At 60.9% G+C, this 19,013-nt stretch carries 20 protein-coding genes; 16 read left to right on the top strand and 4 right to left on the bottom strand.

The genetic code is table 11. The features are described 5' to 3' along the window. Window positions 1-30 precede the first annotated feature (30 nt). Together ACR0J4_RS08350 and ACR0J4_RS08345 are read right to left on the bottom strand one after the other, a co-directional pair. Window positions 31-1,287 carry a DEAD/DEAH box helicase gene (locus ACR0J4_RS08350; protein ID WP_170466142.1) on the bottom strand — a complete coding sequence of 419 codons (1,257 nt, stop codon included), beginning with the start codon at window positions 1,285-1,287 and terminating at the stop codon, window positions 31-33. Window positions 1,288-1,606: 319 nt separating this feature from the next. Continuing rightward, window positions 1,607-3,112, bottom strand: coding sequence for a peroxidase family protein (locus ACR0J4_RS08345; RefSeq protein ID WP_170640796.1), 1,506 nt, complete (start codon window positions 3,110-3,112; stop codon window positions 1,607-1,609). A 736-nt stretch (window positions 3,113-3,848) separates the two neighbouring features. On the opposite strand from ACR0J4_RS08345, the gene ACR0J4_RS08340 reads away from it, so the two are divergent. Continuing rightward, on the top strand, window positions 3,849-5,150 hold the full coding sequence (locus ACR0J4_RS08340; protein ID WP_170641369.1) for a terminase large subunit domain-containing protein: 1,302 nt from the start codon (window positions 3,849-3,851) through the stop codon (window positions 5,148-5,150). Between the two features lie 72 nt (window positions 5,151-5,222). Here the strand turns inward: ACR0J4_RS08340 and ACR0J4_RS08335 are convergent, their stop codons facing one another. Beyond that, on the bottom strand, window positions 5,223-5,477 hold the full coding sequence (locus tag ACR0J4_RS08335; RefSeq protein ID WP_170640794.1) for a hypothetical protein: 255 nt from the start codon (window positions 5,475-5,477) through the stop codon (window positions 5,223-5,225). Between the two features lie 261 nt (window positions 5,478-5,738). Then, window positions 5,739-6,587, bottom strand: coding sequence for an SDR family NAD(P)-dependent oxidoreductase (locus ACR0J4_RS08330; RefSeq protein ID WP_170640791.1), 849 nt, complete (start codon window positions 6,585-6,587; stop codon window positions 5,739-5,741). 239 nt (window positions 6,588-6,826) lie between these two features. Between ACR0J4_RS08330 and ACR0J4_RS08325 the strand changes: the two genes are divergently transcribed. From ACR0J4_RS08325 to ACR0J4_RS08255, 15 genes are all read left to right on the top strand, one after another. After that, the gene (locus tag ACR0J4_RS08325; protein WP_170640789.1) at window positions 6,827-7,975 is read left to right on the top strand and encodes a phage portal protein; all 1,149 of its coding nucleotides are present in this window, start codon (window positions 6,827-6,829) and stop codon (window positions 7,973-7,975) included. Then, complete coding sequence (locus ACR0J4_RS08320; RefSeq protein WP_170458832.1) at window positions 7,968-8,186, top strand: GTA head formation protein, RCAP_rcc01685 family; 219 nt, start codon at window positions 7,968-7,970, stop codon at window positions 8,184-8,186. The genes ACR0J4_RS08325 and ACR0J4_RS08320 overlap by 8 nt, the downstream gene beginning before the upstream one ends. Next, window positions 8,183-8,758: an HK97 family phage prohead protease gene (locus ACR0J4_RS08315; protein ID WP_480668362.1), complete on the top strand. Its 576-nt coding sequence runs from the start codon at window positions 8,183-8,185 to the stop codon at window positions 8,756-8,758. Before ACR0J4_RS08320 ends, ACR0J4_RS08315 begins: the two co-directional genes overlap by 4 nt. Before the next feature lie 33 nt (window positions 8,759-8,791). Next, entirely contained in the window at window positions 8,792-9,970 is a 1,179-nt protein-coding gene (locus ACR0J4_RS08310; RefSeq protein ID WP_170640787.1) for a phage major capsid protein, read from the top strand. Window positions 9,971-10,141: 171 nt separating this feature from the next. Then, window positions 10,142-10,741, top strand: coding sequence for a head-tail connector protein (locus ACR0J4_RS08305; protein ID WP_170640785.1), 600 nt, complete (start codon window positions 10,142-10,144; stop codon window positions 10,739-10,741). Next, on the top strand, window positions 10,738-11,076 hold the full coding sequence (locus ACR0J4_RS08300; RefSeq protein WP_170640783.1) for a phage head closure protein: 339 nt from the start codon (window positions 10,738-10,740) through the stop codon (window positions 11,074-11,076). The genes ACR0J4_RS08305 and ACR0J4_RS08300 overlap by 4 nt, the downstream gene beginning before the upstream one ends. Further along, entirely contained in the window at window positions 11,073-11,486 is a 414-nt protein-coding gene (locus ACR0J4_RS08295; RefSeq protein WP_170640781.1) for a DUF3168 domain-containing protein, read from the top strand. The genes ACR0J4_RS08300 and ACR0J4_RS08295 overlap by 4 nt, the downstream gene beginning before the upstream one ends. Window positions 11,487-11,506: 20 nt before the next feature. Continuing rightward, a complete protein-coding gene (locus tag ACR0J4_RS08290; protein WP_170640779.1) occupies window positions 11,507-11,920 on the top strand; it encodes a phage major tail protein, TP901-1 family in 414 nt (137 codons plus the stop codon). Continuing rightward, entirely contained in the window at window positions 11,920-12,237 is a 318-nt protein-coding gene (locus tag ACR0J4_RS08285; protein WP_170640777.1) for a gene transfer agent family protein, read from the top strand. The genes ACR0J4_RS08290 and ACR0J4_RS08285 overlap by 1 nt, the downstream gene beginning before the upstream one ends. Beyond that, on the top strand, window positions 12,234-12,443 hold the full coding sequence (locus tag ACR0J4_RS08280) for a rcc01693 family protein (RefSeq protein ID WP_170458818.1): 210 nt from the start codon (window positions 12,234-12,236) through the stop codon (window positions 12,441-12,443). The genes ACR0J4_RS08285 and ACR0J4_RS08280 overlap by 4 nt, the downstream gene beginning before the upstream one ends. Continuing rightward, complete coding sequence (locus ACR0J4_RS08275; RefSeq protein WP_170640775.1) at window positions 12,430-13,092, top strand: phage tail tape measure protein; 663 nt, start codon at window positions 12,430-12,432, stop codon at window positions 13,090-13,092. Before ACR0J4_RS08280 ends, ACR0J4_RS08275 begins: the two co-directional genes overlap by 14 nt. Window positions 13,093-13,104: 12 nt before the next feature. Next, window positions 13,105-13,737, top strand: a complete 633-nt coding sequence (locus tag ACR0J4_RS08270; protein ID WP_170640772.1) for a DUF2460 domain-containing protein — start codon at window positions 13,105-13,107, stop codon at window positions 13,735-13,737. Then, window positions 13,737-14,624, top strand: coding sequence for a baseplate hub domain-containing protein (locus ACR0J4_RS08265; RefSeq protein WP_170640770.1), 888 nt, complete (start codon window positions 13,737-13,739; stop codon window positions 14,622-14,624). The genes ACR0J4_RS08270 and ACR0J4_RS08265 overlap by 1 nt, the downstream gene beginning before the upstream one ends. Beyond that, window positions 14,621-15,067 (top strand): NlpC/P60 family protein, encoded by a 447-nt coding sequence (locus ACR0J4_RS08260; RefSeq protein WP_170640768.1) that lies wholly within the window; start codon window positions 14,621-14,623, stop codon window positions 15,065-15,067. Before ACR0J4_RS08265 ends, ACR0J4_RS08260 begins: the two co-directional genes overlap by 4 nt. Continuing rightward, on the top strand, window positions 15,067-19,008 hold the full coding sequence (locus ACR0J4_RS08255; RefSeq protein WP_170640766.1) for a baseplate multidomain protein megatron: 3,942 nt from the start codon (window positions 15,067-15,069) through the stop codon (window positions 19,006-19,008). Before ACR0J4_RS08260 ends, ACR0J4_RS08255 begins: the two co-directional genes overlap by 1 nt. Window positions 19,009-19,013: the final 5 nt, after the last annotated feature.

Below are 19,013 nucleotides of genomic sequence, written 5' to 3'. Positions count from 1 at the left end.
CAGCGCCGCTTTCGGCGCTGTTTTTTTAGGTCAGGCTGCGGGTTTGCGACGAGGGCGCCGGCGCTTGTTTTGCCCGGGTTTCGCACCTCCGTTCGCCGGTCTCGGCTTGAAACGCCGGTTGTTCTGGCGACGCCCGCCGCGTTCAGCTTCAACAGGTTCGGGCTGTGTGCCGCTGGCGACCGGGATGTCGATCTTCATCAGTCTTTGGATTTGACGCAGCAGGTCGACCTCTTCCGCCGAGCAGAAGGCAATTGCCTCACCCTCGCGACCGGCGCGCGCGGTGCGGCCAATGCGGTGGACATAGTTGTCGGGCACCTCAGGCAGGTCGTAGTTGATCACATAGGCGACGCCGGGAATGTCGATCCCACGCGCGGCGACATCTGTTGCGACCAGCACGTTGATTTCACCGGCACGGAAGGCCTTGATGGCGCGGTCACGCTGTCCCTGGCTTTTGTTGCCGTGGATCGAGGCGGCGTTGTAGCCATCGGCGACCAACCCCTTCATCAGCTTCTCGGCCCCGTGTTTGGTGCGCGAGAAGACAAGGGTCAGCGCGTCGGTGTCCTGCGACAGGATCTCACGCAGTTTGCCGGGCTTCTCGGGTTTAGTGACGAAGTGAACCGACTGCGTGATCTTGTCCGCCGCTTTACCCGGAGGCGAGACCTGCACCCGCTGGGGATTGGTGAGATAGGCGCGGCTGATCTCCTCCATCTGCTTCGGCATCGTGGCCGAGAACAGCATGGTCTGACGCGGTGTGCCTAGAGCAGGCGCGATTTTGCGCAGCGCGTGGATGAAGCCAAGATCCAGCATCTGGTCGGCTTCGTCCAGAACAAGGTGGCGAACCGACCCAAGGTCGACGGCCTTCCGCTCCATCAGGTCGATTAGACGCCCTGGCGTGGCCACCAGAATATCTGTGCCGCGGCCCAGAAAGGCGATCTGTTTGTTGATGGACTGACCACCCACAACAGTTGCCACGCGCAGTTTGGTCTTGCCGGTTAGAACGCGCAGGCTGTCGGCAATCTGGTTCACAAGCTCGCGCGTTGGCGCGAGGATCAGAGCCTTGGCCGTTTTGGGCGCAGGTTTGCCGGGTTGGTTTAGCAGGTGATCAATCAAAGGCAGGCCAAAGGCCAGCGTTTTGCCGGTACCGGTCTGCGCCAGCCCCAGAATATCATGCCCGTTTAGAGCCAGCGGGATCGCCTGGTTCTGGATTGGCGTGGGCTGTGAGAAATTCGCACTTTTCAGTGCATCGTTGAGCGCTGGTGCAAGGCCCAGCATATCGAAGTCGAACAATATTTATCCTTTGCCGCCCGCAGCATTCGCCAACGGGCAAGTCGTGATGGGCCGCATTCGCGACCGATAGGGTCAAGCGGGACCTCGGGACAGGCAGGCGAATCCTGCTCTATCTGGTCGTCGCGTTAAGAACCCTGCGTGATGGGGAACTGGAAAAATCTGTGGCGCTGTGGGGCAGATGGTGCCCGCCGAGGCTCACGCGTCAGCGCTGGTCAGAGGCACATGATGCGTGGCAACTGAATTGTCAAGGCTTGTCAGTGATAGTTCCTTGGTCTTGGGAAAACCCTGATCCGGCTTATCGGATCAGGGCAGGGTAAGTTTAGGTGCGAAGATCCCCCGCATGGGCGATGCTATCGCGATTGGCTTCAACGAATTTCAGCATATGCCCCATCGAATACGTTCCGTCGTCATCTGCGCCAAGTTCTTTCCACGGCTTAAAGTCATGGGTCGAGCAGACAAGGCTTTCCGGGTCAAGATACAGAAGCCGCAGCAACACCGTCGCGACGATCGTGCCGCCCACCGGCCCAAGTCGACCGCCATGACCTTCGGCCTCTTGCAGACAGTAATACCACAGCGGTGTTTTAGTGACGCCGTGGTCTGACAGCTCAGGCGGAGCCGCAAGTTCGGGCACATGCATCTTACGCGCCATTTGTTGACCTGAGGCAAGCTCCAACGTGAGGCGGTCGCGCAGCAGGTTGCGCAAAGGAAGTTTGCGGTTCTGATCCTCGGTCATTGTGGCGCCGCCGATATCGGCCGTGCCGCTGATGAAGGGGAGCGCGAAAATGGATTGCGCCATTTTGCGCCCAATGGGACGCGCACGCTTGCCTGCAGTTTGACCGGGATAGTCGAACAATTTCTCGAAATGAATGTTCAGGTCTGACGACCGGAAGGAGAACTCGGGCCGTCCTAACTGGAACAGGTCGAAATCCAGATTGTCATGATTGAGTTGGTATTTGGATTGCACTGTTGCGTGTCCGAAGCGGTAAGCAGCGCCGGAGAATTCTATCGGCATAACCGGAGAGTCATCTTTGAAAGGCTTTGGAAGTGTCCCGCCTTCGAGATGATCGCGCACATGTTTTAGAGTGTGGGCGTCGACGAATGCCTGAAGCAAATCATGGGCTACGAGATATTGATAGTGCAGCCGACAAATACGGCGTGCAACCTGGAAAGGCTCCTCGCTTTTCTTGAAGGTATGCATGGCTGCCGCTGAGATGCCGGACAAGGCTTTGCGCGCCATGCCACTGTCTGCCTCCAAGGCTGTCATGACGATGTTGTGTAAGCAGATAAAAGCGCCCTGCAATTGCGAAACGATTTGGTTTTCGTCGTTACGAGGATCGCCAATCAGCGCTGTACCTTGCTTGGTTCGGGCAAGATCGAGATGATTGTCAGCGTTGCCAAAAAGAAGGAAACCGTGATGGTCCGGGTGATAAAGGTGCGGCGATGCTTCGGGGCCATCACCGTAAACGCAATCGAGGTCCAGTGTCGGGGTGCGGATATTGCGAATGGTGGCTGGATCAATAACTGTCCCAATGGCTGAGGTCGCGTCCAGCGTTACATCGTGGTCAACGAATTGACCGAAGAAAGTCATGCCGGCGGCGACGTCATGCCCCTGTGGGTCATTGGTATCTTTCATTGAGTCGACCGCTGCATCAAACGCGGCGAGGACATCAGCGGTATCAAAGGACTCACCGCCTGGGGCGATACCTGAGAGAGGGTTGCGATGCCCAATTCGTCCAAACGTATCCGGCAGCGGTGGGCGTGGGGTATCCGCGCATTCTTTTACCAGCGTTTCATATCGGCTAAGCCCATGGGGTTGGCGTGACATAACTACTCCAAAAAATAAACAACTTCGTTCTAGGTTGAATCATGCTCACAAAATGATGGGCATAATGGTCAAAATAGCACAAATGAGGATATGAATCCTTCTTTTTCTCAAAACCGGAAACGAAATTGAGGAATAAGTCTGTGTTTAATCTGGGTATGCAGGCTGTATTTGGGGGTATTTTCTTTCGAAAAGGTGGTTCGCGCAGGACAACGCTCGCGGAGGGTTATAAAAAGTTTAATAAACAGAACGGCTTAGGTGTTGCGGCCCGTTGCGCCCCAACTTGACACTGCGCACTTATTCTCCTATAAGTTGTGCCATGCTAGAAGAAGTGGGCAACGGCCCCGGGGCAACCCGGCGGCCGTTTTTTCGTTTCTCTCGTGCGGAGAAAACTCACGCATGAGGTCACAGGCAAACATGACTTTGATTACCCCGGAAGAACGGATTTCCCAAACGGCTGACTTGTTGCAGTCGCTCGAGAGGTCCATTCGCGATCTGCGCCATGCAGCGGAAGAATTGCACCAGCAGATCGGAGCCGGGGAGGATGCAGACCTTGCCGGAACAGGCAAGCAACTCGGCCAGCTAGAGGGGCTGATCCGCAGTTGTCAGAAAGTGGAGACAAGCTTTGTCGAACAACATCACAGACAAGCCGGAATTGCCCAAGGGGGATACGCACTCGACCTTGACCGGGCTCGGTTTGAGGTCGGGTGCAGGCTGGCTCGCCTCCGCACCTGTTGCGGTGCAGGACAGATTTCTGAGTGAGATCGGGGAGGGGGGGCTTTGTGCCCTCCCTTTCCTGTTCGAGTTCTGGGCGCTGCCGCATCAGCTTCCGCCCGATGGCGACTGGCGGTCCTGGGTGATCATGGGCGGGCGCGGGGCTGGTAAGACGCGCGCGGGCTCTGAATGGGTGCGGTCGATGGTCGAAGGGCCCAAGCCTTTGGACAAGGGCGCGGCGTCTCGTGTGGCGTTGGTGGGTGAGACCTTTGATCAAGTGCGCGATGTGATGATTTTCGGCGATAGCGGGATTTTGCAATGCTCCCCGCCCGATCGACGGCCCACGTGGAAGGCTTCGGAGCGCAAGTTGATCTGGCCCAACGGGGCCGAGGCGCAGGCGTTTTCAGCGCATGATCCCGAGGGGTTGCGCGGCCCTCAGTTCGATGCCGCCTGGGTGGATGAGTTGGCCAAATGGAAGAAGGCCGGTGAGACCTGGGATATGCTGCAATTTGCCTTGCGTTTGGGGGATCAGCCTCGGGTTTGCGTGACGACCACACCGCGCAATGTGAAGGTTCTGAAAGAGTTGCTGGCGTCTCCATCCACCGTTCAAACCCACGCGCCGACCGAGGCGAACCGGGCCAATCTGGCCGCGTCCTTCCTCGAGGAGGTGCGCGCGCGCTACGCAGGTACGCGGCTGGGGCGGCAGGAGTTGGACGGGGTGCTGTTGTCGGATGCCGAGGGGGCGTTGTGGACGGGTTCGATGTTGGAAGCAGCACGTTGCGCGCATCTGCCCGAACTGGACCGGGTGGTCGTAGCGCTGGACCCGGCGGTAACGGCGGAATCGGATGCGGATGCCTGTGGGATCGTGGTCGCGGGCGCACAACTACAAGGTCCGCCGGAGGAGTGGCGCGCCTATGTGCTGGCCGACCGGACGGTGCAGGGCGTCGGCCCGGCGGGCTGGACGCAGGCGGCGATTGACGCGATGGATGAATTTGGGGCCGAGCGGTTGGTGGCCGAGGTCAATCAGGGCGGGCAACTGGTCGAGGAAGTCGTGCGGCAGGTGGACCCTCTGGTCCCGTTCCGCGCTGTGCGAGCCTCTCGCGGTAAGGTCGCGAGGGCCGAGCCTGTGGCGGCTCTGTACGAGCAAGGGCGGGTGAGCCATGTGGCCGGGCTGGACGCGCTGGAAGAGCAGATGTGCCAGATGACCGCGCGCGGGTTCGAGGGGCAGGGCTCACCCGACCGCGTCGACGCTTTGGTCTGGGCGCTGCATGAGTTGGTTGTGAGACCGGCGGGAGTGTATCGGCGTCCAAGGGTGCGGAGTTTGTGAACTCTAAGAAGTTTGCTTGCCATCAATCACATTTTGCATAGCGGACTGATCCCTTGTTGGAAGCACTCAGGCTCAGGACATCGGCTTCCCTTGGCTCCAACTATCCTCATATTCACCGAGCAATCGGGACAACGCCAACAGCGAAGAAAACAGCCTTGCATAGACATCCGGTGACATCATTGTTTTGTAGTCATCAAGCACCTGCACAAGATTGACTACACTTGACGCAAACGCCTCGTAGACGTGTTTGTCAGCAGCGGTAGGTTCGTTTGTCCAGATATCGTGCGCATCGTAGTAGATGGACGGGATAGGGTCATTTTCATTCATTGTGTTGCCTCTTGCACTCGAAGCGCACGTGGGGGGCAAGTGAGACGCAAACAACATCTCTGGCATGAATTCAAAAGACTTTGGCTGCGACTGAAAAGGAATTTGGTTCAAAGTTCAACGAGCGGCTAATTCTTACAATTGGCCATGTTGGGTTCAGAGCAGGGCTCACGCGACCGGGTCGACGCGCTGGTCTGGGCGCCGCATGAGTTGGTTGTGGGGTCTGCGAGGGCGTATCGGCGGCCTCGGGCGTGGTGCCTTTATTTATTGCTCACCAGTTTTCTCGAATTTAGCAAATGCTTCTGCGTAATCGGGGTGCCAGCGAGAGAGTGGAGGGCGGTTTTCGGTAATGTCTTGAATAGCCCATTGTGCTCGACGTCGGTCGCGTGTCTCGTCGACATCGTTGTCCGGGCAAAGGATATAAAAATCACCGTTGGCCATTCGACTGAACAAGTGATCAACTGTTTGTTCACTGGTCCAAGCCGCGGGCGGTTTTTCCGGGAGGAAAGACGCAATCATACCAGTGTATGTAAAACCTGGCACAAACAAGTGAACAGAAATTGGCGCTCCGGCTTCTCGCAACTCATGAGCCAATTGTTCGCTGAGCACTTTGACCGCGGCCTTGGTGACATTATAGCCGGGGTTGCCCGGCGGTGTTGTAATACCCTGTTTCGAGCCGGTATTTATGACTAAAGCAGGGCGGTTCGCTTCGACCATGCGAGGCATAAAGGCCTGCACACCTCGTAGAACGCCGAAAAAATTCACCTGCAAAAGCCGCTGCCAGTTTTCCATTTCCGACCAAGCGGTTGTCGGCAGACTAATCCCCGCGTTGTTCATCAAAGCAGCAATTGGACCGATCTCAAATGCGAGATCGGCAAGTCTGTTTACCTCTTCATCTGATGTTACATCAGTCGGTATGCCTTCAATAGGTGCGTTAGCGGAGGCCAATTGACGTGCTTCTTGAACTGTTGCGTCAAGTTGTGCTCCGGGTAGATCTGCCAGAACGACGCCCAAACCCGCGTGCGCAAACCGTAGTGCCGCAGCGCGCCCGACCCCACGTGCTGCCCCGGTAACAACCGCGACGCCACCATTTTTCACTGCCTCGTTGAACATATTGCTTTCCTTCCCGATCCATAAAGCTGCGCAAATTTGAAATGGTCATCCAAAAGTAACAAAGGTTGCCTCAATAGAGTATCAGGCTCGTCACCAATTCTGTCTACTACTCAGGCCACAGATGATTTTGGGTGCTTGTGTTGCTCTCCCTCCGCGCGCTCCATTCCCAAGCTTTAAACTTCTTTCCGTAATAACTCCTTTCAACAAGCCGGACACAACGGCGGCAGAAAGGAGCACAGATGGTATTCGATTTCTTGCGTCGTGGAGCGCCCGAGGCGAAGGCGAGCGCGGCTGGCCCCGTGGTGGCTTGGCAGACGGGCGGGCGCGTGGCGTGGAGCCCTCGGGATGCGGTGTCGCTGACGCGGACGGGATTTTCGGGGAACCCGGTGGGGTTTCGATCCGTCAAGCTGATTGCCGAGGCGGCGGCGGCTCTGCCTCTGGTATTGCAGGATCAGGCGCAGCGGTTTGATACGCATCCGATCCTGTCGCTGATGCGCCGTCCAAATGCGGCGCAGGGGCGGGCGGAATTGATGGAAGCCTTGTTCGGGCAGTTGCTGCTGTCGGGCAATGCCTATGTTGAGGCGGTGCAGACAGACGAGAGCTTGCCGGTTGAACTGCATGTCTTGCGCTCGGACCGGATGAGCGTGGTGCCGGGCGCGGATGGGTGGCCCAAGGCGTATGACTATGCGGTCGGTGGCAAGAAGCACCGATTTGCGGCGGAAAACATCTGTCATATCAAGTCGTTCCACCCTCAGGATGATCATTATGGGTTCTCGCCGATGCAGGCGGCGGCGATGGCGATTGATGTGCATAACAGCGCGTCGAGGTGGTCAAAATCGCTGCTGGATAATGCGGCGCGGCCTTCTGGGGCGCTGGTGTGGAAGGGCGACGGCCATGGGGTGATGGCCGAGGATCAGTTCCGGCGTTTGTCCGATGAGATTGAGCAGAACTATCGCGGGGCGCGCAATGCAGGCCGCCCGATGGTTCTGGAAGGGGGGCTGGATTGGAAACCAATGGGGTTCTCTCCCTCCGATATGGAGTTTCAGAAGACCAAAGAAGCCGCTGCCCGCGAGATCGCGCTGGCCTTTGGGGTCCCGCCAATGCTGCTGGGGATCCAGGGGGACGCGACCTATTCGAACTATCAGGAAGCCAACCGGGCGTTTTATCGCCTGACCGTGCTGCCTCTGGTGACGCGGGTGGCGGCGGCGGTGTCAGAATGGCTGGTAGGCTTTACCGGCGAGGATCTGATGCTGAAACCCGATCTGGATCAGGTGCCTGCGCTGTCGGCGGAACGCGATGCGCAATGGGTGCGGGTCAACGGGGCCGATTTCCTGAGCGATGCCGAAAAGCGGGCCTTGCTGGGCTTGCCGGAGCGTGCGGATGTCTGACGGGTATCCTCCGTTCGAATGCGCGCCGGGCCTGCGTCTGGCCGCGCATGAACGGGTGGCCGAGATCCAGCATGCGCATCTGTGCAGGCGACTGGATCAGATCGAAGAGATGATGGAGCGGCTGGAGCGCCGGTTGTGGCTGACGGTCTATGGCGTGGTCGCGGTGATCCTGGCGCAGGCGTTTCAATCCATCTTGGTGGTAACGCCATGAGTTCAGTAGGTTACATGGAGAAGTTCATGGATTTAGAGCATAAATTCGCCCGGTTCGGTGACGGGTTGTCGGTCACCGACGACGCTGTGATCGAAGGCTATGCCAGCCTGTTCGGGCAGGTCGATCAGGGCAGCGATGTGGTGCAGCGCGGGGCGTATCGCGGCTCGCTCGACGGGCTGGCAAAGGCTGGGCAGCGGGTCAAGATGCTGTGGCAGCACGATCCGGCGCAGCCCATCGGTGTCTGGGACGAGGTCCTCGAGGACGACCGTGGCCTTTGGGTCAAAGGACATCTGCTGGAGGCCACACAAAAGGGCCGTGAGGCGGCGGAACTGATCCGGGCGGGCGCGATGGATGGCCTGTCGATCGGTTATCGTACCAAGCGGGCCGTGAAGAATGACAAGGGCCAGCGGGTCCTGACTGAACTGGAGCTTTGGGAAGTGTCCTTGGTGACGTTCCCGATGCTGCCCAGTGCGCGGGTGGCGGCGAAGGGCGTGGACCCTGAGGCCGAGAACACCTGGCGCAGTATTGCCGAGGTGTTCGACGACGCCCGGCAGGAGCTGGCGCGGACCTAGCGCGCCTCAATCCCACACAAAAAGGAAGTGCTGATGAGCAAGACCGAAACCCCGGCCTTGACCGGAGAGGGTGCGCCCCTGGTTCAGGAGGTGAAGCAGGCGATGGCTGGCTTCGTGAATGAATTCAAGGGCCTCAAGGCTGAAGTTAAAACCCAACTGCAACAGACAGAAGAGCGACTGACCATGCTGGATCGTAAATCAACCATCGCGGCACGCCCGCATCTTGCGGCCTCGATCGAGGACGGCGCACCACATCAGAAGGCTTTCGACGCCTATGTGCGTTCGGGCGAGGATGACGGGCTGCGCGGGCTGGAGATGGAGTCGAAATCTCTGTCGAGCGCGGTGAACAGCGATGGCGGTTATCTGGTTGATCCGCAGACCGCAGAGACGATCAAGTCGGTTCTGAACTCGACCGCTTCGATCCGCTCGATTGCGTCGGTGGTGAATGTTGAGGCGAACTCGTTCGACGTGCTGATCGACCACACCGATGTGGGTGCGGGTTGGGCCGATGAGGCCTCGGCCACCACTGAGACCGCGACGCCGTCCATCGACCGCATCTCGATCCCGCTGCACGAGCTGAGCGCGCTGCCCAAGGCCTCGCAACGTCTGCTGGATGATAGTGCCTTTGATGTCGAGGGTTGGCTGGCTGGCCGTATCGCCGACAAATTCGCCCGCGCCGAGGCGGCCGCGTTTATCGGGGGTGACGGGGCGGACAAGCCCAAGGGTATTCTTGACCACCCGGCTGTCGAAAATGACGTCTGGGCCTGGGGCAATCTGGGCTACGTTGCGACCGGCACGGCGGGTGGCGTCGATGCGGACGCGATCGTGGATGTGGTCTATGCGCTGGGCGCGCAGTACCGCGTGAACGGCACCTTCGTGATGAACTCGAAAACCGCTGGTCTGATCCGCAAGCTTAAGGATAGCGATGGACGCTTCCTGTGGTCCGATGGTCTGGCCGCAGGTGAGCCTGCGCGTCTGATGGGCTATCCCGTGCTGATCGCCGAGGACATGCCGGACGCGTCGACTGACAGCTTCTCGATTGCCTTTGGCGATTTCCAGGCAGGTTACACCATTGCTGAGCGCCCCGATCTGCGCGTCCTTCGCGACCCGTTCAGCGCCAAGCCGCATGTTCTGTTCTACGCGACCAAACGTGTGGGTGGTGATGTGAGCGATTTTGCTGCGATCAAACTGGTGAAATTCGGCACCGCCTAAAGCGGGCTGAATCCGGGGGGCTTTATGGCCCTTCGGGCGGCGGGCGCGGGCCGGGGTGAGATCCCCCGCGTTGTCTAGCTGCTCCCCTCCGTCCGAGCAACGTGGGGCGGCGCGTGCCCGTCATTTTCAAGGATACGGCCCCGGAGGGGTCCGAGATTGCGGAGTGAATGGATGATGTTGATCGAAGAAACCGCTATCGCGGATGCGGCTCTGCCGGTGGATCAGTTCAAGGCCCATCTGCGGCTGGGCACGGGGTTCGCCGAGGGTGATACGCAGGATGAGGTTCTGACCGGTTTTCTGCGTGCAGCGATTGCAGCGATCGAGGCGCGCACTGGCAAGGTGCTGATCGAGCGGGAGTTTTCGTGGAGCCTGAACGGCTGGCGCGATCCGGAAAGCGAAACTCTGCCGGTGGCCCCGGTGGTTTCAGTTGGTGCTGTGACGCTGACGGATGCGCTGGGCGCTGAGACCGTGGCGGACAGTGCGACGTATCGGTTGGAGCGGGATGCGCAGCGCCCTCGGGTGCGAGCGGCGGGGTCTTGTTTGCCGAAAATCCAGTCCGGCGGATCGGTAAAGATCGCCTTCACGGCGGGCATGGCCGCAGATTGGGGCGGATTGCCCGCCGATCTGGGGCAGGCGGTTTTGCTGTTGGCGGCGCACTACTACGAGTATCGCGACGAAACAGCCTTGGGCGCTGGGTGCATGCCCTTCGGTGTGACCAGCCTGATCCAACGCTATCGCATGGTGCGCTTCGGCGCTGGGGTGATGCAATGAACGCGCCTCGATTGAACCGCAAGCTGGAGCTGGAGGCGCCGGTTCGCACCGCTGACGGGGCTGGGGGCTATACCGAAACCTGGGCCGCTTTGGGCTCGCTCTGGGCCGAGGTGACGGCGCGTAGCGGGGCGGAGCGTGCGGTCGGTGGGGCTTCGGTCTCGCGCGTTGGCTACCGGATCGTCGTGCGAGGCGCGCCCGAGGGGTCGAGCATGCGGCCCGCTCCGGAACAGCGGTTCCGCGAAGGTGGCCGCCGGTTCGTGATCCGCGCGGTCGCCGAGCGCGACCCGCGCGGCCAGTACCTGACCTGTTTTGCAGATGAAGAGGTGGCGGCATGAGCTATGGCGTTTCAGCCGCTTTGCAGGCGGCAGTGTTTCAACAGCTTTCAGGCGACGCGCAGGTCAGCACGTTGTCGGGCGGGGCGATCTATGACGCGGTGCCTGCCGGGACCATGCCGCAAACCTACGTGACTTTGGGCCCGGAAGAGGTGCGAGAGGCCTCGGACCGCGCAACCGCGGGGGCTGTGCATCGCTTCACGGTCTCGGTGGTGTCCGAGGCGGCAGGCTTTGGCGCGGCCAAGACGCTGGCCGGCGCGGTTTGTGACGCACTGGAAGGTGCGGCGCTGAGTTTGGACCGGGGCCATCTGGTGGGGCTGTGGTTCGAGCGCGCCAACGCCCGACGCACGGGAACTGGCGGCGCGATCCGCCAGATCGACCTGAGATTCCGCGCCCGCGTGGAAGACGACTAAGCAATCAACGGAGAAAGCATATGGCTGCCCAGAACGGAAAAGACCTGTTGGTCAAAGTGGATATGAACGGCACGGGCCTGTTCGAAACCATCGCGGGCCTGCGCGCCACGCGGATCAGTTTCAACGCAGAAAGCGTCGATGTCACCAGCTTGGAAAGCCAGGGCGGATGGCGCGAGCTGCTGTCAGGGGCGGGGGTCAAATCGGCCTCGATCTCGGGCTCGGGGGTGTTCAAGGACGAAGGCACGGATGAGCGGGCGCGTCAGCTGTTCTTTGACGGCGAGACGCCCGGTTTTCAGGTGATCATCCCCGATTTCGGCATCGTCCAAGGCCCGTTTCAGGTCAGCAGCATCGAATATGCGGGCTCGCATAACGGTGAGGCGACCTATGAGATGAGCATGGCAAGCGCTGGTGCCTTGAGCTTCACGGCGCTCTGATGACCAATCCGTGGACGGGCGAGGTGGCACTGACCATCGATGGGGAGCAGCGGGTGCTCAAGCTGACATTGGGTGCCTTGGCGGAATTGGAACAGGAACTGGGGGCCGGATCTCTGGTCGAATTGGTGCAGCGCTTTGAGGGTGGCGGGTATTCCAGCGGTGACGTGCTGGCGCTGTTGGTCGCAGGTCTACGCGGCGGCGGCGCGCCGGTCACCCGCGATGACCTGCTGCATGCCGAAATTGCAGGTGGACCGATGGCAGGGACCAAAGCGGCGGCCGAATTGCTGGCCCGCGCCTTCATGGTGCCAGAGCAGTGAGCGGGTTCGACTGGCCCGCGCTGATGCGGGCCGGGATTCTCGGGCTGCGGCTGACGCCGGATCAGTTCTGGCGTCTGACCCCGGCCGAGTTGCGGCTGATGCTGGGGCAGGGCGCGGGGATGCCTGCGATGAACCGGAAGGGCCTCGATGCTTTGCTGGCGGCCTATCCGGACAAGGAACAAGGAGAGCGTGATGACGGATCGTGAAGGTTTTGACGACCTGCAGGAGCGGGGAGAGTCGCTGGGTGACGCGCTGGGCGATGCGGCGAGTATGGCGGCGGCGTTTGATGGTCACTTGCAGCGGGTCAGGGCCGCGTTTGAAGAGACCGGTAAGGATGTGGCGACGCTGGAGCGTGGTATGTCCGGTGGGTTGCGCAAGGCGTTTGACGGTGTGGTGTTGGACGGGATGAACCTGTCTGACGCGCTGGATGTGTTGAAGAACTCGATGATCCGCACGGCCTATTCAGCGGCGATCAAGCCCGTGACGGATCATTTCGGGGGGATGCTGGCCAATGGGGTTGGCAGTCTGGTGCAGGGCATTCTGCCTTTTGCGGATGGCGGCAGCTTCAGCCAGGGCCGGGTGATGCCCTTTGCCAATGGCGGCGTGGTCTGTAGCCCGACGATGTTCCCGATGCGCGGCGGCACGGGTCTGATGGGCGAGGCTGGCCCTGAGGCGATCATGCCTCTGGCACGCGGCGCGGACGGAAAGCTGGGCGTTCGGACGCAGGGCGGCGGGCGTGCCGTGAACGTGGTGATGAATATCTCCACGCCCGACGTGCAGGGGTTCCGCCGGTCGCAAGGCCAGATCGCGGCGCAGATGAGCCGCGCTTTGGGCCGTGGCAATCGCAACAGATAAGGGGAGCAGAAGATGAATTTCCACGAGGTGAGATTTCCCGCGAGCTTAAGCTTTGGCTCGGTTGGCGGTCCGGAACGGCGTACGGATATCGTGACGCTCGCCAACGGGTTTGAAGAACGCAACACGCCTTGGGCCCACTCGCGCAGGCGCTATGATGCCGGACTGGGAATGCGGTCGCTGGATGACATCGAAACGATGATCTCCTTCTTCGAGGCGCGTCGGGGCCAGATGTACGGGTTCCGCTGGAAGGATTGGTCGGACTACAAGTCCGGCTCGGCCACGGTCGGCGTCGATCACGGCGATCAGGTTATCGCGCGTGGTGACGGAGAGCGTACTGACTTCCAGCTGGTGAAGACCTACAGCTCGGGCGGGGTCAGCTATGTGCGACCGATCACCAAACCCGTCCTCGGTACGGTGCGTTTGGGTCTGGACCAGGATGCCATGCGTGAAGGTGTCGACTATGAGGTCGATCTGGCCCGTGGGGTGGTCTCATTCGTGGCCCCTCCGCCCGAACAGGTCGAGATCACGGCGGGCTTCGAATTTGACGTGCCGGTGCGTTTTGACACCGACAAGATCCAGACCAGCGTGGCCAACTTTCAGGCCGGGGATGTGCCAAACGTCCCCGTGGTCGAGGTGCGCGTCTGATGAGCAGGGATACTCAGGCATTGCAGGCCCATCTGCAAAGCGGTCTGACCACGGTGTGCCGCTGCTGGGCGATTACCCGCAAGGACGGTCAGGTCTTCGGCTTCACCGATCACGATATGGAGCTGCGGTTCGATGGGCTGACCTTTCGGGCCAGCACCGGCCTGACCGCAGCCGCTATCGAACAGGCCACCGGGCTGTCGATTGATAATTCCGAGGCGATGGGCGCGCTTTCCGATGCCTCGGTCCGTGAGGATGATATTGAGGCCGGTCGCTTTGACGGGGCCGAGGTACGTGCCTGGCTGGTCAATTGGGCCGCGCCCGAGCAGCGTGTGCTGCAGTTTCGCGGCTCGATTGGTGAGCTACGGCGTGCGGGCGGAGCCTTTCACGCAGAGCTGCGCGGGCTGACCGATCTGCTGAACCGCCCTCTGGGACGGATCTATCAAAAGCCCTGCACAGCCGTCTTGGGGGATTCCGCGTGCCGATTTGCCGTAGGCCAGCCCGGCTATCAGATCGAGGCTGAAGTCTCCGGTTTTGACGGAGGCACGTCGTTGCGGCTGCGTGGTGGGAACTCCTCTGACGAAGCTTGGTTTGAACGGGGACGTTTGGATGTGACCTCGGGCACAGCAAATGGGCTATGGGGGTCGATCAAGCAGGACCGTCGGACGGAAGATGGGCGCGAGATCAACCTGTGGGCCAGCATCGGTGGTGGATTGGCCGTTGGAGACCGGGTGCGCCTGACCGCTGGCTGCGACAAGCGAATGGAGACCTGCCGGTTGAAATTCAACAATTTTCTGAACTTTCAGGGCTTTCCGGATCTTCCGGGTGAAGACTGGGTGATGGCAGTGCCAAAGAAAGGTAACGCGAATACAGGCGGTAGCAGACGATGACGAAAAGCAAGCAAGAGATCGTGGACACTGCAAGCGCATGGCTTGGCACGCCTTATGTGCATCAGGCCTCGGTTCGCGGGGCGGGAACGGATTGTCTGGGCCTGCTGCGCGGTGTCTGGCGCGAGGTGATCGGGCACGAACCCGAGGCGGTTCCCGTCTACAGCATGGACTGGTCCGAACCGCAGGGTGAAGAACGCATGTGGGCAGCTGCGCGCAGGCACCTGAGCGAAAAGCCCTCAGCTGAAATGGCCGCCGGAGATGTGCTGCTTTTCCGGATGCGGGACAGCGGTGTTGCTAAACATCTGGGTATTGTCAGCAGCATCGGCGAGGTGCCGCGCTTCATCCATGCCTATTCCGGACATGGCGTTGTTGAAAACGCCCTGAGCGACCCCTGGCGCCGCCGGGTGGTCGCCTGTTTTGAATTCCCGTTGGAGGCTCGCTGATGGCTACTATTCTTCTTTCCGCAGCAGGCGCTGCGCTGGGCGGCTCGATCGGTGGCACAGTGGCCGGTCTGTCCACTGCCATAGTCGGCCGGGCAGTCGGGGCCACGCTGGGCCGCGTTATCGACCAACGCATGATGAGCCAATCGGTCATGGGCAGCGGCAGCGAAGTGGTCGAGACCGGCCGCATGGACCGTTTCCGCCTGACCGAAACGGCCGAGGGGGCCCCTGTGGCCACGGTCTTTGGCCGTATGCGCGTAGGTGGTCAGGTGATCTGGGCCTCGGACTTTCTGGAGACCCGGACCACTAGCACGCAATCCTCAGGCGGGGGCGGCAAGGGTTCGCCGAAACCGCCCAAGGTGACGACGACGACCTACAGCTACTCGATCTCTCTGGCGATTGCGGTCGGTGCGGGCGAGATCGCTGATGTGACACGCGTCTGGGCCGATGGTGAGGAGCAAGAACGCGCGAGCCTGAACATCCGTGTCTATCAGGGGACACAGGATCAACTCCCCGATCCCCTGATCGAGGCCGTCGAGGGCACCGGCAATGTCCCGGCCTATCGCGGTACGGCCTATGTGGTGATCGAGGATTTCCAGCTCGCGTCCTTTGGCAACCGGGTGCCTCAGTTCTCGTTCGAAGTGGTGCGTCCTGCACAGCCCGAGATGCCGGATCATGTGTCCGCACTGGGCCAAATCGTCAAGGGCGTAGCCCTGATGCCGGGCACTGGCGAATATACACTGGCCAGCACTCAGGTGAACTATTCGCAAGGACGCGGGCGCAGTTGGGCGGCCAATGTCAACTCGGCCTCGGGTGAGGCGGACCTGATAACCTCGACCAAAGCACTGGCACGAGAGCTGCCGGGCTGCGAAGCGGCATCCCTGATTGTGTCGTGGTTCGGAAATGACCTGCGCTGCGGAGACTGTCAGATCACGCCCAAGGTCGTTCGCGATGACTTAGATGGCGTGAATATGCCGTGGGTCGTGTCGGGCCTGCGGCGCAAGACGTCCCAAATGGTCCAGCATCAGGATGACCGGCCTGTTTATGGTGGCACCCCAACGGATGGCGCGGTTGTGCAGGCGATCCAGCATCTGAAGGAGGGCGGCAAGGATGTGATGTTCTACCCGTTCATCCTGATGGATCAATTGCAGCAGAACGGCTTGCCCGACCCCTGGTCGGACGGAGAGCAGCCGCATCTGCCCTGGCGTGGACGGATCACGCTGGACGTGGCTCCGGGGCGCGACGGGTCGCCGGATCAGACAGCCGCCGCCGACGCGCAGGTGGCCGCGTTTTTCGGGGCGGCTCAGGTCAGCGACTTTGGCATCAGCGCGGGGCAGGTGACCTATTCCGGCCCGAAGGAGTGGGGGCTGCGTCGGTTTATCCTTCACTATGCCACCCTCTGCCAGATTGCAGGTGGCGTAAGTTCCTTTTGCATCAGTTCCGAAATGCGCGGCCTGACGCAAATTCGCGGAGAAAACGGCTTTCCTGCCGTAGAACAACTGTGCCAGCTGGCTGCGGACGTGCGCCAAATTCTCGGGCCGGATACCAAGATCGGCTACGCAGCGGATTGGAGCGAATACTTCGGCTATCAACCTTCGGGGACAGGAGACAGGTTCTTTCACCTCGACCCCCTTTGGGCGGATGACAATATCGACTTCGTCGGTATCGATAACTACATGCCTCTGTCCGATTGGCGCGATGGTGAAGACCATCAGGATGCCGATGCCGGGTCGATCTACAATCTGGATTACCTGCGCGCCAATGTCGAAGGTGGCGAGGGCTATGACTGGTACTACGCCTCACCCGAGGAGGCTGAGGCGCAAATTCGCACTCCGATCGAAGATAGCACCCATGATGAGCCGTGGATCTGGCGTTACAAGGACCTGCGGAACTGGTGGTCGAACTGGCATCACGAACGGATTGGCGGCGTGCGCCAGAATGATCCGACCGAGTGGGTGCCGGGGTCCAAGCCGATCTGGTTCACGGAGCTGGGCTGCGCGGCCGTGGATAAAGGCACCAACCAGCCGAACAAGTTTCTCGACCCCAAATCCTCGGAATCGAGCCTGCCGCCGCATTCCAACGGCCTCAGGGATGACTTCATTCAGGTGCAATATCTGACGGCAACGCTGGGCTACTGGTCCGAGCCGCAGAACAACCCGGTATCCGAGATCTATGACGGCCCGATGCTGGACCTCTCCAACGCCTATGTCTGGGCCTGGGATGCGCGCCCTTACCCCACCTTTCCGAACCTGCGAAGCCAATGGGACGACGGCGAAAACTACGCCCGAGGGCATTGGCTGAACGGTCGATCCGGCGCGCGCACGCTGGCCTCGGTAGTGACCGAGATCTGCCATGGGGCGGGGGTTACGGACATTGATGTCTCGCAGCTTTACGGCGTGGTCCGGGGCTATGCGGTCGAGGATGTCTCGGACGCACGTTCGGCGTTGCAGCCGTTGATGCTGCGCTATGGGTTTGACGCGATTGAACGGGACGGTGTTCTGCGGTTCCAGACACGTGATGACTTTGGTGCTGTGACGCTGGATCCGGATCATCTGGCTGTCAGCTCCGATCTCGACGGCACCGTAGAATACCGCCGCGAGGCCGAGGCCGAGATGACCGGACGTGTCCGCCTGCGCTTTGTTAAATCGGATGCCGATCACGATCTGGTCGCGGAAGAGGCCGTGCTGCCCGACGCGCAGACCCATGCGGTTGCGGTCAATGAGATGCCCCTGTCCATGACCCGTGCCGAGGGTCGCCAGACCGTCGAACGCTGGCTCAGCGAGGCGCGTGTGTCCCGCGACACCGCCCGGTTTGCCTTGCCCCCGTCCATGCTGCATCTGGGGGCTGGAGACGTGGTTCGCCTGTCTGAACAGGAGGGCAGTGCGCTCTACCGTATCGACCGGTTGGAGAAAGCCGATCTGCAACTGGCCGAGGCGGTGCGGATAGAACGTGGCGTCTACACGGCTAACGGATTGCAGGACGATCCGGTTGCGATCCGGCCCTTCGTCGCCCCTGTGCCGGTGGTGCCGGTGTTCATGGACCTGCCGCTGTTGACGGGGGCAGAGGCTCCGCACGCGCCGTATCTCGCTGTCTCGGCCGATCCTTGGCCCGGTAGCGTCGCCGTCCATGCCTCGGCCAGAGATGAGGACTATGCGCTGCGTGATGTCATTTCAGACCAGGCGGTGATGGGCTTTACGGAAACGCCGCTGCATCGCGCCTCAGCCGGGATCTGGGATGAGGGCGCGCCTCTGCGGGTCAAGCTGATCGACGGCCTTCTGGAGTCCCGTCCGCGCACATCCTTGCTGAATGGGGCCAATTTGGCGGCCATCGGTGACGGAACACCGGGCAATTGGGAGGTGTTTCAATTCTCTGACGCCGCCCTGCAAGAGCCGGGGGGCTATGCCTTGTCCGGACGTCTACGCGGCCAGTTGGGAACGGACGCCCTGATGCCAGACGTCTGGCCCGAAGGGTCAACCTTTGTCCTGTTGGATGAGCGTGTGGCGCAGACCAGCCTGTTGCCGAGCGAACGGCGTGTGGCCCGACATTTTCGGATCGGCCCGGCCTCGCGCGGGTATGACGACCCATCCTACGAATATCTGGTTGAGGCTTTCGACGGGAATGGCCTGCGCCCCTACGCGCCGGTACATGTGTCTGTGCAGACCGCGTCGGACGGGGATACGTTCAGTTGGATCAGGCGCACGCGGATCGAAGGGGATGACTGGGCGGGGCTGGATGTCCCACTGGGCGAGGAAAGCGAGTCCTACCTCATCCGTGTCCGGGCCAACGGTGCCTTAGTCCGCGAAGAGATCGTGGCCGAGCCGCGCTGGGCCTATACCGCAACCGCGAAGTCAGCCGATGGTTTGATAGGTGGATATGCGGTCGAGATCGCGCAAATCTCGGCCACATACGGCGCCGGTCCGGCGGCGCGCATTCAGGTCGCGTAAGACCT

The organism is Ruegeria sp. B10 (genome assembly GCF_056539825.1).
This window is presented reverse-complemented; position numbering and strand designations above follow the sequence as displayed.